The sequence below is a fragment of the Massilia sp. NBRC 108631 genome (assembly GCF_059704565.1).
Genome location: NZ_BAAKJE010000034.1, coordinates 12,141 through 24,807, shown reverse-complemented (window position 1 = coordinate 24,807; position 12,667 = coordinate 12,141). Strand labels below are relative to the sequence as shown.

The 12,667-nt window shown below is 69.5% G+C and carries 11 protein-coding genes and 1 pseudogene; 9 read left to right on the top strand and 3 right to left on the bottom strand.

The genetic code is table 11. The features are described 5' to 3' along the window. The first annotated feature begins 5 nt into the window (after positions 1 to 5). The 4 genes from AC6H42_RS03285 to AC6H42_RS03270 are packed head-to-tail and all read left to right on the top strand — an operon-like array spanning position 6 to position 3,327. Positions 6 to 1,280 (top strand): MFS transporter, encoded by a 1,275-nt coding sequence (locus AC6H42_RS03285; protein ID WP_497547397.1) that lies wholly within the window; start codon positions 6 to 8, stop codon positions 1,278 to 1,280. Continuing rightward, complete coding sequence (locus AC6H42_RS03280) at positions 1,277 to 1,936, top strand: DsbA family protein (protein WP_497547396.1); 660 nt, start codon at positions 1,277 to 1,279, stop codon at positions 1,934 to 1,936. The genes AC6H42_RS03285 and AC6H42_RS03280 overlap by 4 nt, the downstream gene beginning before the upstream one ends. Next, positions 1,933 to 2,256, top strand: a complete 324-nt coding sequence (locus AC6H42_RS03275) for a Rieske (2Fe-2S) protein (protein WP_057156289.1) — start codon at positions 1,933 to 1,935, stop codon at positions 2,254 to 2,256. Before AC6H42_RS03280 ends, AC6H42_RS03275 begins: the two co-directional genes overlap by 4 nt. Positions 2,257 to 2,295: 39 nt before the next feature. After that, positions 2,296 to 3,327: a YeiH family protein gene (locus AC6H42_RS03270; RefSeq protein WP_497547395.1), complete on the top strand. Its 1,032-nt coding sequence runs from the start codon at positions 2,296 to 2,298 to the stop codon at positions 3,325 to 3,327. Between the two features lie 27 nt (positions 3,328 to 3,354). Here AC6H42_RS03270 and AC6H42_RS03265 read toward each other — a convergent pair whose 3' ends face one another. Further along, on the bottom strand, positions 3,355 to 3,597 hold the full coding sequence (locus tag AC6H42_RS03265; RefSeq protein WP_497547435.1) for a helix-turn-helix transcriptional regulator: 243 nt from the start codon (positions 3,595 to 3,597) through the stop codon (positions 3,355 to 3,357). Between the two features lie 174 nt (positions 3,598 to 3,771). Then, positions 3,772 to 4,368: pseudogene (locus AC6H42_RS03260) on the bottom strand (AraC family transcriptional regulator); the annotation flags it as partial. Between the two features lie 176 nt (positions 4,369 to 4,544). Here AC6H42_RS03260 and AC6H42_RS03255 point away from each other — a divergent pair. The 5 genes from AC6H42_RS03255 to lnt all read left to right on the top strand — a co-directional run bounded on the left by AC6H42_RS03255 (position 4,545) and on the right by lnt (position 12,049). Then, entirely contained in the window at positions 4,545 to 5,315 is a 771-nt protein-coding gene (locus tag AC6H42_RS03255; RefSeq protein ID WP_057156291.1) for a ThuA domain-containing protein, read from the top strand. A 257-nt stretch (positions 5,316 to 5,572) separates the two neighbouring features. Beyond that, complete coding sequence (locus AC6H42_RS03250; RefSeq protein WP_497547394.1) at positions 5,573 to 7,666, top strand: putative bifunctional diguanylate cyclase/phosphodiesterase; 2,094 nt, start codon at positions 5,573 to 5,575, stop codon at positions 7,664 to 7,666. Between the two features lie 209 nt (positions 7,667 to 7,875). Then, complete coding sequence (locus AC6H42_RS03245) at positions 7,876 to 8,952, top strand: hypothetical protein (protein ID WP_057156293.1); 1,077 nt, start codon at positions 7,876 to 7,878, stop codon at positions 8,950 to 8,952. 8 nt (positions 8,953 to 8,960) lie between these two features. Continuing rightward, positions 8,961 to 9,581, top strand: a complete 621-nt coding sequence (locus AC6H42_RS03240) for a hypothetical protein (RefSeq protein WP_057156294.1) — start codon at positions 8,961 to 8,963, stop codon at positions 9,579 to 9,581. Between the two features lie 5 nt (positions 9,582 to 9,586). Beyond that, the gene (lnt, locus tag AC6H42_RS03235; RefSeq protein WP_497547393.1) at positions 9,587 to 12,049 is read left to right on the top strand and encodes an apolipoprotein N-acyltransferase; all 2,463 of its coding nucleotides are present in this window, start codon (positions 9,587 to 9,589) and stop codon (positions 12,047 to 12,049) included. Here lnt and AC6H42_RS03230 read toward each other — a convergent pair. Further along, a complete protein-coding gene (locus AC6H42_RS03230) occupies positions 12,037 to 12,657 on the bottom strand; it encodes an NF038129 family PEP-CTERM protein (protein WP_057156296.1) in 621 nt (206 codons plus the stop codon). The genes lnt and AC6H42_RS03230 overlap by 13 nt on opposite strands. Between the last annotated feature and the right edge of the window lie 10 nt (positions 12,658 to 12,667).

The window sequence follows — 12,667 nt, the reverse complement described above, 5'->3', positions numbered from 1 at the left end:
CAGCCATGGCCTACGCCTCTCCATTGCCCGATCTTCAGGCCGACCAAGCGGCACCGCTGCCGCGCGCTTTCGCCTGGACCGTGTTCGCGCTCACCTTCGGACTGCTGATTTCCGACTACATGTCGCGCCAGGTGCTCAACGCCGTGTTCCCGCTGCTGAAGCTGGAATGGCAGCTGAGCGACGCCCGCCTGGGACTGCTCAGCGGCATCGTCGCGCTGATGGTCGGCCTGCTGACATTCCCGCTGTCGCTGCTGGCCGACCGCTGGGGCAGGGTCAAGAGCCTGGTGCTGATGGCGGCGCTGTGGAGCCTGGCCACGCTGGGCTGCGCGCTGGCGCGGGACTATCAGCAGATGTTCGTGGCGCGCTTCCTGGTCGGCGTGGGCGAGGCGGCATACGGCAGCGTCGGCATCGCCGTGGTGCTGTCGGTGTTCCCGCGCGATATGCGGGCCACGCTGTCGGGCGCCTTCATGGCCGGCGGCATGTTCGGCTCGGTACTGGGGATGGCGCTGGGCGGCGCCATCGCGGCCCAGGTAGGCTGGCGCTGGGCCTTTGCCGCCATGGCGCTGTTCGGCCTGGTGCTGGCGGCCGTGTACCCGCTGGTGGTGCGGCCCGCGCGCATGGGGCGCGCCGGGGCGCGGGCGGCGGCCGCCGCCCGGCCGCCGCTGGCGCACCTGTTCCGGGGCCGCGCGCTGCGCGCCGCCTACGTCGGCAGCGGCCTGCAGCTGTTTGCCGGCGGCGCCTGCATCGTCTGGATGCCCAGTTTCCTGAACCGCTATTATGGGCTGGACGCCGGCCGGGCCGGCGCCGGCGCCGCCGTGCTGGTGCTGGCCGCCGGGGCCGGCATGATCCTGTGCGGCATGCTGAGCGACCGCATGGCGCGTGTGCAGCCGGTGCGCAAGGTGTCGCTGGCGGCCGCCTACGGCCTGGCCTCGGCCGTGCTGCTGGGCAGCGGCTTGCTGCTGCCGCCCGGCGTGCTGCAACTGGCGCTGATCGGTTGCGGCATGTTCTTCGCGGCCGGCGCCTCCGGCCCGGCCGGCGCCATGGTGGCCAACCTGACCCCGGACTCGATGCACGGCACAGCCTTCGCCACCCTGACGCTGGCAAACAACCTGATAGGACTGGCGCCGGGTCCCTTCATCACCGGCGCGCTGGCCGACCGGCTCGGCCTGGGCCACGCCTTTCTTGTGGCCCCGTTGGCCAGCCTGGCGGCGGCCTGTGTGTTCCTGCACGCGCGCCGCTTCTACGAAAGCGAAGCGATAGCGCAGGGAGGTGCGGCATGACGCGGATATTGCGCATCGACGCCTGGTTCGATTTCATCTGCCCGTGGTGCCTGATCGGCAAGCGGCAGCTGGCCAGGGCACTGGAGATGCTGGCCGACGCTGCGCCGGAGGCGCAAGCGCAGGTGCACTGGCACGGCGTGCAGCTGCTGCCGCACATGCCGGCGCAAGGCGTGCCGTTCGCCGCCTTTTACCGGGACCGGCTGGGCAGCGCTGAAGCGGTGCGGGGGCGGCAGGCGCGGGTAATGCAGGCTGCCGGGCTAGCCGGCGTGCGGATCGACTTCGCGCGCATCGCGCTGATGCCCAACACGGCCGACGCGCACCGCCTGTTCCAGCTGGCCTGCCGGGAAGGCTCGGCGGCGCAGGCCGAGATGCTGCTGGAGCGCCTGTATGCCGCGCATTTCGTGCTTGGCGAAAGCCTGTGCGACGGCGCCGGCCTGCTGGCGCATGCGGAAGCGGCAGGCCTGCCGGCGCGCGCCATGCTGCCCGCCATACAGGGCGGCATGCGGCCGTTCCGCAACGAGCCCGGCTTCGGCCCGGCGCCGTCCGGCGTGCCGCACCTGGTGTTCGACCAGTGGCTGCAGGTGGGCGGCGCTCAGCCGGCTGAAGCGCTGCTGGCGGCCATGCAGATGGCGCTGCAGCGCGGCTGCGCGGCATGAGCGGCGTGCGCGTGCTGCTGGAGCCGCCCATGCTGCCGCCTGCGGGCGGGCGCAAGGTGCTCTCGCTGCGGGGCCACAGCATTGCGCTGTTCGAGGCCGGCGGCAGCTACCGCGCCATCGCCGACAGCTGTCCGCACCAGGGCGCGTCCCTGGCCGGCGGCACGGTGCAGGACGGCGCCGTGCAGTGCCCGGCGCACGGCCTGCGCTTCGACCTGGCCACCGGTTGCCTGCGCAATGCGCCGGCGCTGCGGGTGGCCGTTTATCCCATAGAAACAGGCCCGGACGGCGTCCATCTGATCCTGCCGGACCAGGCCTGCTGAACCGCCGCGCCGGTCGCGGCGCGGCTACACGGAGCACCCATGATGAACCAAACTTTGTCCCCCGCGTCCGCCAGCCTGGTCGCGCGCGGCATGGCGCACGCGCGCCATCTCGGCCCCGGCGTGCTGGTCAGCGCCATGGTGGCCGCCGCCGCAGCCTTCCTGTCCGGGCACTACGGCGCGCCGGTGATGCTGTTCGCGCTGCTGCTCGGCATGGCGCTCAATTTCCTCTCGGACGACGGCAAATGCAAGCCCGGCATCGAATTTACCTCGCGCGAAGTGCTGCGCCTGGGCGTGGCCTTGCTTGGCCTGCGCCTGACGGTGGCGCAGATGGCCGCGCTGGGCTGGAAGCCGGTGGCCATGGTGGTGCTCATCGTGGTGGTGACCATCGCGCTGTCGGTGGCGGCGGCGCGGCTGCTGGGATTCAACAAGCTGTTCGGCCTGCTGACCGGCGGCGCCACCGCGATCTGCGGCGCGTCCGCCGCGCTGGCGCTGGCGGCGGCGCTGCCGGCGCATCCGCAGAAGGAGCGCGCCACGCTGTTTACGGTGATCGGGGTGTCGGCGCTGTCGACGCTGGCGATGATCGCCTACCCGATGATCGCGCGCGTGTTCGGCCTCGAGCCGCAGGCAGCGGGCATCTTCCTGGGCGGCACCATCCACGATGTGGCGCAGGTGGTAGGGGCCGGCTACAGCATGTCGCGCGAGACCGGTGACGCGGCCACCGTGGTCAAGCTGATGCGGGTGGCCATGCTGCTGCCGGTGATCTTGTGCGCAGCCATGGTGGCGCGCGCCCAGGGCGCCCAGCCGGGGCAAGCCCGCCCGCCGCTGCTGCCCTGGTTTGCCGTGGGTTTTTTCGCGCTGGCGTGCCTCAATAGCACCGGCGTGGTGCCGCAGGCGGTGCAGCAGGCCGGCAACGATGCTTCGCGTTGGTGCCTGGTGATCGCCATCAGCGCGCTGGGCATGAAGACCCGCCTGAAGGAGCTGGCCGCGGTCGGCATCAAGCCGGTGGCGCTGATGGTGGGCGAAACCGTGTTCCTGGCCGCGCTGGTGCTGTTGCTGCTGCGCTGGATGTAAAGGCCCAGGCTGCCGCAGCCCGGCAGCCTAGCCGCGGTAAGGCTTGCCGTTGGCCTGGCGCCAGGCCGCCGGCGTGGCGCCGAACTGGGCGGTGAACCAGCGCGTGAAGCTGCTGGCCACGGAGTAGCCGAGCAAGTCCGCAATGCGCGCCAGCGAGTATTGCGGACTTTGCATATAGCGCTGCGCCAGGTCGCGCCGCACGTCGTTGACCAGGTCCGAGAAGCTGATGCCTTCGTCTTCCAGGCGGCGCTGCAGCGTGCGCACGTTCATGCCCTGTGCCAGCGCAATCTGCTCGGCGGTGGCGCGTCCCATCGGCAGCAGCAGATAGACCGCCTTGCGCACTTCGAAGGTGAGCGAGGCGTCGCGCTCCTTTTGCAGGGTGTCGAGATAGCGGCGCGCCAGCTGCGCCATGGCAGGATCGGCCTTCGGGTTGGGCGCGGCCAGCGCCGCCGCCGGGCAGGCGATGCCGTTGAACTCGGCCCCGAACACCACGTCGCAGCCGAACAGCCGGCGGTGCAGCTGCAGGTCGGCCGGCGCGTCATGCATGAAGCTTACCGACACCGGGCGCCAGTGCTGCGCCAGCAGGTTCGCGCACAGGCGCGCCATCACGCCGATCGCCAGCTCGGTGGCCTGGCGGCGCGGCGCCGGCGAGCCGGTCACCACTTCTTCGCGGATCACCGCCAGCCCGCCGGTTTCCTCCACATAGATTGCCAGCGCCCGGTTCATCAGGTGGCGGTATTCGAGCAGCACCTGCAGCGCGTCGCGCAGCGTGGGCTGGTGCGTCAGCAGCAGGCTGACCGCACCCAGGTCGGACAGCTGGCGCGATTCGGCCATGCGCAGCCCGAAGGTCTGGCAGGAACTGGCTTCGGCGGCGTTCTCCAGCAGTTGCACGGCAGCGGCGGCGGGGATGGCGTGCTCGGAATCGAGCAGCATGGATTTGCTCAAGCCGACGCGGGCCAGCTCGGCTTGCGGATTGAGACCGAGGTGCTGGGCCACTTCCAGGAAGTTGGTCAGGACGCCGGCGCGTACCAGGATAGCCATGCGTTGCTCCTTCAAGGTCGGGTTGCTCGCTGCGCCGCAGCGCGCCCGCTATTGTAGGGTGCCCGCCGTGGGCTGGCAACCGCCGCGAGGGCCGGCGTGCATTCTGCAAATGGACGGTTGACAAGGCGCGGCCGCTCCGTTAGCGTCGGGAATCCACCACTTCCATTCCACATCCGATGAAGCGACTTCTCACGGCCCTCCTGGCCGGCGGCAGCCTGGCGGCTGCGGCCTGCGCCCATGCCGAGCAGTTCAGTGTACTGGTGTTTTCCAAGACCGCCGCCTGGCACCACGATTCCATCCCCGCCGGCGTGGCCGCTGTCCAGAACCTGGGCAAGCTGCACGACTTCAAGGTGTTCTGGACGGAAGACGCGAACCGCGTCTTTAACGACAAGGAGCTGGCCAAGTACCAGGCCGTCATGTTCCTGCTGACCACAGGCGACGTGCTGGACGACAAGCAGCAGGCCGCGTTCGAGCGCTATATCCAGGCCGGCGGCGGCTACGTGGGTGTACACAGCGCTGCGGATACGGAGCACGGCTGGCCGTGGTACACCAGGCTGGTGGGCCGCATGTTCCAGATGCATCCAGCGGTGCAGACCGCGGTGCTGAAAGTGGAGGACCGCAATTTCCCCGGCATGGAGCGCTTTGCCGCGCGTTCGCTCGCCACCGAAGAATGGTATGAATTCGGGCCGCCGCGCACCGAACAGCTCAGGTACCTGCTGACGGTCGATGAAGGCACGTACAAGCCGGAGGCCTCGTGGGGCGACCGGCACAGCAAGGGCATGGGCGGCTTCCACCCGGTCAGCTGGTACCAGAACTACGACCAGGGTCGCTCGTTCTACACCGCGCTCGGCCATCTGCCGGCCACCTATGGCGATCCGGTATTCCTGCACCACCTGTACGGCGGAATCTACTGGGCAGCCACCGGCCGCAGCTTCAAGGCAGAGTAGCCGCGCGGCTTGGCACGGATTCTGCATCCCGGGAGTACGCAAGAGGCAAAACGCACTGTTTACCGGCCCCGGCGCCTCAGCCTGGTGCGGGAAATCCTCGCTTCGGTGCAGGTGATCGGAGGTGCGGCCTTGCCGCCACTCCTTTCAGGGACATTATGGTTAACAATGTTTTACCTCTACGCCCCGCTGTGCCGGCGGATCCGATCGATGAGATAGCCGGACTGGGCCGCTGGTCCATGGTGCGGGCCGGTGCGCACATGAGCCTGTCCACGGTGGCCCTGCGCCTGCTGGGCGCCGACGGTGCGGCGGGCGGGCGCTGGGCCGGCGCGGTGGTGGCGGAAGACATGGCCGGGCTGGCCGCAGTGCTGGCCGACATCGGCGAACACGGCACGGCTGCCGACTGCGAGTTCCGTGTGATTGAGCCGGAGCAGGGCATACGCTGGCTGCGCTTGCAGGCGCTGGCGGCCGAGGGCCGGCCGGTGGCGTGCGGACTGCTGACCGACATCACGGCGGTCAAGCGCGCCGCCATGCGCGAACGGTTCAATTTCGCGCTGACGCGCTACCTGATCGGCACCGACACTTTCGACGAGGCGGTCTACAAGATCATCCACCTGGTGTGCGAGGAACTGGGCTGGGACTGGGGCGCGTTCTGGGCCCGCGAGCGCGGCGGAGGCGTTGAAGCGCTGCGCTGCCGGCATGTCTGGCACACGGCGGACCGCGACTATTCCGCGTTTCGCAGCGCGGCGGCGGCGCTGGCGATCAGGCCGGGCGAAGGTCCGGTGGGCCAGACCTGGCTGACCGGCCAGGCGCAGTGGGTGGACACCGGTGCCGCGCAAGCCGGCATGGCGCGGGTGCACGCGGCGCAGCGCTGCGGCCTGCAATCGGGCTTCTTCTTTCCCGTGACCTATGCCGCCGCAGACGGCAGCGTGCACTGCGCCGGCGTGCTGGAGTTTTTCAGCGCCGCGCCGCGCCAGCGCGAGGCGCAATTGCCTGGCCTGGCCGAATCGATCAGCGCGCTCATCGCCCAGACCGCCCAGCGCATGGTGCAGCAGGAGCGGGTGAGGGTGCTGGCGCAGACCGATGAGCTTACCGGCCTGTTCAACCGCGCCCACTTTCATGTGCTGCTGGATGCCGCCTGCGAGGCCGGCGGCGAGTTCGGCCTGCTGTACATAGACCTGGACCAGTTCAAGCCCATCAACGACGGCTTCGGGCATGCCGCCGGCAACGAGGTGCTGCGCCAGTTCGCTGGCCGCCTGCGCCAGCTCGCGCCGGCCGGCGCCGTCGCGGCGCGCCTGGGAGGCGATGAATTCGCGCTGATGGCTCCTGCCGGACTCGGCGAAGCAGCGCTGGATGCGCTGGCCGGCGCCGTACTGGAAGCGGCGCGCACGCGCTTCAGCTACATGGGACACGAGCTGTCGGTATCGGCCAGCATCGGCATCGGCCTGTTCCCGCGCCATGCCAGCGACACCGCCCAGCTGCTGCACGCGGCCGATGCGGCCATGTATGTGAGCAAGCGCAACGGCCGCAACCTGGTCAGCTATTTCAGTCCCGACGGGGATACGCAGCAATGCGCTGCGGCCGCGCAGCTGCTGATGCTGTCGGCGCTGCAGGACGCGCTGCAGCGCGACGAGTTCTTCCTCGAATACCAGCCCATCTGCGACGCGCAGGATGGCAGCGTGGTGGCGCTGGAGGCGCTGATACGGTGGCGCAAGGCCGACGGCAGCGTGGTGCCGCCGGACCAGTTCATCCCGGTCGCCGAGCAAAGCCGGCTGATCGTACTGATCGGGCGCTGGGTGATCGAGCAGGTGTGCCGCGACCTGCCGCTGTTGCGGGCCAGCCTGCCGGGCGTGCGGGTGCACGTCAACATGGCCGCGCCGGAGTTCCTCGACAGCGACTTGCCGCGCGAGCTGGTGGCCATCACCTCCGCCGCCGGCATCGATCCGGGCCAGCTCTGCCTGGAACTGACCGAAGGGGTGGTCATGCAGCGCATCGAGAAGGCCGTGCCCATCATGACCGAGCTGGTGCGGCTGGGTTTCGAGATCGGGCTGGACGATTTCGGCATGGGCTATTCCTCGCTGTCGCTGCTGAAAGCCTTGCCGGTCAGCTCGCTGAAGATCGACCGCTACTTCCTGCAGGGCGTGCCGCACCAGCGCGACGACTGCGCGGTGGTGCGCTCGATTATCGACCTGGGACGCAACATGAAGCTGCGGGTGATCGCCGAAGGCGTGGAAACGGACGCGCATCTGGGCTTCCTGCGCCAGTTCGGCTGCGCCCTGATCCAGGGCTACCTGCCCGGACGGCCGATGCCGCTGGCCGGCCTGCTGGCCTGGAATCAGTTGCTAAGCCGCTGATTCCAGAGCCTTTTTTTCGTGAAGTCGCGCGCTTGTTGTGAACGCGGCGCGACAGTGTGGCGGGCCCCGCAGGCCATTGTGGTGACCTGCGGAGCCAAGGCGCGGGGAATGCATTTTGGAATTTGTCGTCTGGTTAAGATGAACTGTTTGCCAGCTCCGTCAAGAAGAGCTGCAAAACCATCTTGACGACCACAGACAGGAGACATTCCATGCATGCTCGCTTTTCCCGTTCCTTGCTCGCCGTTGTACTACTCGCCGCCGGGGCGCAGGCCGCCGCCAGCACCCTGAACCAAAACGTATCCTGGACCATCGACCGGGCCGGCACCACCAGCAAATACCGCGTGGTGGCCTACGGCGACTCGATCTACGCCGGCTACAACGGCTCCACCACCAGCGCGGCCAAGTACTCGGCGCCGACGGTGGACGCGGAATACCTGTCCGCGCAGTGGAACGCCGACATCGAAAGCGTGCGCCGCACCAAGTCCGGCGCCATCGCCGAGGACGTATACAACAACAAGATCGTGGCCGAGCGTTCCTATATGCAGGCCAGCAGCACCCGCGTGGTCACCTTCGAGATGTGCGGCAACGACGGCCTGCAGGCGCGCGCCGCCTACAAGAGCCAGACCGGCACCTGCAACGACGCGGTGCTCACCGCGGCCGAGAACAGCTGCAAGACCTACGTGACGGCGGCCATGGACTATATCAACGCCAACGCCTATTCCGGTGTGAAGCTGAAGGTGATCTCCAACCTGCACTACCCGGGCTACGCGGCGGACAACACGCAGAGTTCCTGCAAGGATCCGAATACCGGCGCCACCGTGAAAATGCAGGACAAGTTCCTGCCGTCGCTGGCGCGTATCAACCACATGATGTGCGACGTTGCGCGCCAGAAGGGCTTCATGTGCGCCGATAACTTCGCCCAGTATATGGGCGCGGACCACGACGGCAACGGCGATGGCCAGATCGATTCCGAGGCGCTGCGCTACGTGGCGGGCGAGAGCCAGTCCAGCTACGTCAACCGCATCACCACGGCGCTGCGCGCCACCATCCGCGACGCCAACGCCCACTTCGTGTCCAGCAGTAGCAGCTACGACTATATCCAGTCGGACGACACCCATCCCACCTACACCGGCAGCACCGTGACGGCAGGCCTGTTCGGCGGCAGCACCGGCAGCGGCGCGCCGCGCTACACCTCCTTCACTGGCGGAAAAAACCCGGTCTGGAACCAGTACGGCCATGAGCGCATGGGCTGGGCCGTATCGGTCTTCAACCTGCCTACGCCCTGACGCCAGCCATGCGGCCACGCTCCGGCTACCTGGCCGCCGCGCTGATGCTCGCCGTGGGCGGCATCAGCCTGGCGTTCTTCCTGTGGCTGTGGTCCGGCGACGGGCAAGAGGATGGCGCCGCGGCGCTTGCCGCCGCCGTGGCCCCGGCGCCTTCGCCCGTGCCCGGCGCGCAGCCGGCGCCGGGTGCGCCGCCGGCGCAGGCGCAAAAGCCGGACCCGCGCCTGCCCGAGGGCGACGCGGACCGGTCGCGCGACCTGAAAAGCTACGTCGTGCGCGGAGAGCATCCCAGCATGGGCGAAGTGATCAAACGCCTGCACGAGCGCGGCGTGCATACCGGCCTTGGCGCATTTCCGCCGCCCGGCACCAGTCCGCCGCTGGTGGGACTGGCGGTGCCCGAGAACTTCGCGCTGCCGCCAGGCTACGTGCGCCACCACCAGGCTACCGACGACGGCCAGCGCATCGAGGCCATCCTGATGTTCGCGCCCGATTTCCAGCTGTACGACGCCGCCGGGCAGCCGGTCACGATGCCGAAAGACCGCGTGGTGCCGCCGGAACTGGCCCCGCCCGGGCTGCCGCTGCGGCGCGTCGCCATTCCACCTCCATCCAACCCGGCCGTAATGGGCCGTTGAACGCCATGAAGCAATCTCCCTCTACTAGTTTCACGCTGCGCGCGGCGGCATGCATACTGTCCAGCGCGGCCTTGTCCGCCCTGTATGTCCGTGGCGGCGCCGGCTGGCTGCTCGGGTTTGTATTCCTGGCGCCGTGGCTGCGCGCGCTGGACAGCAGCCGCGCGCTGGCGGGCACGCTGCTGAACGCCTACGCCATGACGGTCGCTTACACGGCCGCCGGCTTCGCCTGGTTCGGCACGTCGCTTGGCCAGTACGCGGGCGTGGGCGGGGCTGCCGGCCTGGCCTTGCTGCTGCTCGCCGCGCCGCTGTTCCAGCCGCAGTTTTTCGCCTTCGCCCTGGTGCGCCGTGCGGCGGCACGCCGCCACGGCGCGGCGCTGACCGCGCTGGCCGCGGCGGCGGCGTGGGTGGCGGCGGAACGGCTGCTTCCGCGCCTGCTTGGCGATACGCTGGGCTACGGGCTGTATCCTTCGCTGCTGCTGCGCCAGGCGGCCGACCTGGGCGGGGCGGCGGGCCTGACGGTGCTGCTGTTGCTGGCCAACGAAGGCGTGGCGGCAGCGCATGCGCGCCGCGCGGACGGCTGGCGCGCTGCGGCCCGCCCGCTGGCGCTGGCGGCGCTGGCGCCACTGCTGCTGGCGGGCTACGGACTGGCTGCGCTGTCCGGCAGCGCGGAACCGGCCGGCAAGCCGCTGCGCATGGGACTGATCCAGGCCAACCTTATCGACTACGAGGGCCAGCGCGAACGGAAGGGTGCGTACGCGGTGGTGCGCGAGGTGCTCGACACGCACTTCGCCATGAGTTACGACGCGGCGGTGCGGCAGCGCGCGGACGCCGTATTGTGGTCGGAGACAGCCTATCCCACCACCTTCGGCCAGCCCAAGAGCGAGGCCGGGGCGGCGTTCGACCGCGAAATCCTCGCCAACGTCAATGCGGCCGGAGTGCCTTTCGTGTTCGGCACCTATGAGCGCGATGGCGCCGGCGAGTACAACGCGGCCGCCTTCGTGCAGCCGGGCACGGGCCTGCTGGGCTACTACCGCAAGACGCGGCTGTTCCCCTTCACCGAATACGTGCCGGCCTGGCTGGACGGACCGGCGCTGCGGCGCCAGCTGCCATGGACCGGCTCCTGGCGGCCCGGAAGCGGCGCGCGCGTGTTCCCGTTGCGCCTGGCCGACGGCCGCGAGGTTCCCGTGTTGCCGCTGATCTGCCTGGACGATACCGACGCCGGGCTCGCCGTCGATGGCGCGCGGCTGGGCGCCCAGGCGATCCTGACCATGTCGAACGACTCCTGGTTCAGCGCCAGCCCGCAAGGCGCGCAGCTGCACCAGGCGGTGGCGGCGTTCCGCAGCATCGAGACCCGGCTGCCGCAGTTCCGCGTCACCAGCAACGGTTACAGCGCGGCGATCGCCGCCGACGGCGGCATCCTCACCGGGACGCGCATGGGCGAGCCGGCGCTGCTGATCGCGGACGTACCGGTGCGCAAGCCGCCCACCACGCTGATGGTTCTGTGGGGCGACTGGGTGGGGGCGGCGGCTTGTGTGTTTCTGCTGCTGATGGGAGCACGGCTGGCCTTGCGTCCCCGGTTCCGGCAGGCCGCGCACGCTTCTGGCACGGTACGGCCCATGGTTTTCCCCACAACGGTTGCGCTGTTGCCGCCCGCAGCGCGCATCGCGGCCGGCACGCTACGCGCCATTGCACGGCTTGGCCTGCTTGGCATGTGTATTGCGCTGCTGTTCGACGAACCGTTGCGGACCAACACGCTGGCGCAAATCCGTATGTTCGCGGCGCTATTTCTGATCCCTGAAACCGTGGCCCGGTGCTTGCTGCGCGCCTTTGCCGCGCAAGTCACGCTGGAGCAGGGCAGGCTGGTGCTGGCGCGCGGCGCGCAGCGCCTCGAATTGTCGCTTCGCGAGATCGGCGCAGTCGAGTTGTGGCGCCTCCCTGTGCCCGGTCCGGGCGCTACGGTGCGGCTGGCCTCCGGCCAGCGCTGGCGCTACGGGCTGGCGCTGGCGTACCCTGTTGCATTGTCTGCCGCCATGGCGGCGGCCGGCGGCCCGCCAGTCGCGGAGCGCCCGCAAGCGGGGCTGGGGGGGTATGCGCAAGCCCGGCTGGCGCTGCGGCGCTGGAAGCTCGACCATCCGCTATGCAAATTCCTGCTGCTGCCGCTGGCGTTGGCCATTCCGGCCTTCCACCTGCATCAGCATATTGCCTTCGGCAGCGCCCTGGGCGAGTACTACACCTTCGGACCGAAGGCTTATCTGAGCGCGTTCGCGCTGTGGTGGGCGGCGTGGGCGATCGGCGTGGTGCTTTGCGCAGCGCTGCTGCGCGCGGGAATTGAAGCGGCCACCTTGCTGGCTGCGCTACTGCGCCCCAGCCAGACCGTACCTGTCCGGCTCCGGCTGGAGCGGGCGGGCCACGCGGCGCTGTATGTCGGCCTGCCCGCGTGGCTACTGCTCAACCTTTATGGCAAGTGAGGGCCGGCCGCCTCGCGGGGCCTGCGCCTGCCGCCAAGCACGGCTAGCGGCATCAGCGCCAGCAGCACCAGCCACAGGGTGGCCGGCTCGGGTATCACCTGGACGCTGCTTAGCGCGCTGTTGCCGGACAGCGCATAGACGCCGCCCGGCGCCGCGCCCGGCTGGATCGACACCGTGCCCAGGTCGCCGTCCGCGCCCAGGTAGCTGACGTCGTTGAACAGCGCCCAGCCGAAGGTGCTGCCGACGTCGCCGCTGCCCATCAGGAAGGTCAGGTCGAACGAGAACACGCCGCCCAGGGTAATGGCTTGCACCAGCTCGCTGCCGCCGTTGGCGTTGCTGAACACCAGCGGGCCGGGCAGGGCGCCGTCCACGGTGCCGCTCACCGCCGGCGTGCCGGCCAGCGCGCCGGACAACTGGCTCACGGTGGCGCTGGCGGGCGTGGCGTCGGCCAATCCCATGAAGTACAGGCCGAGATACGCGGCGCCCCCTCCCAGGCTGGAGGTGTCGATGCGGACGCTGTACATCGGGCCGGCCGCCGCCGCCCCGGCGCTGCACGCCAGGAATACGGCCAGCAGCAGCCTGGCCAGGATGTTGTTCAAAGTGTTCATGGTGGTCCCC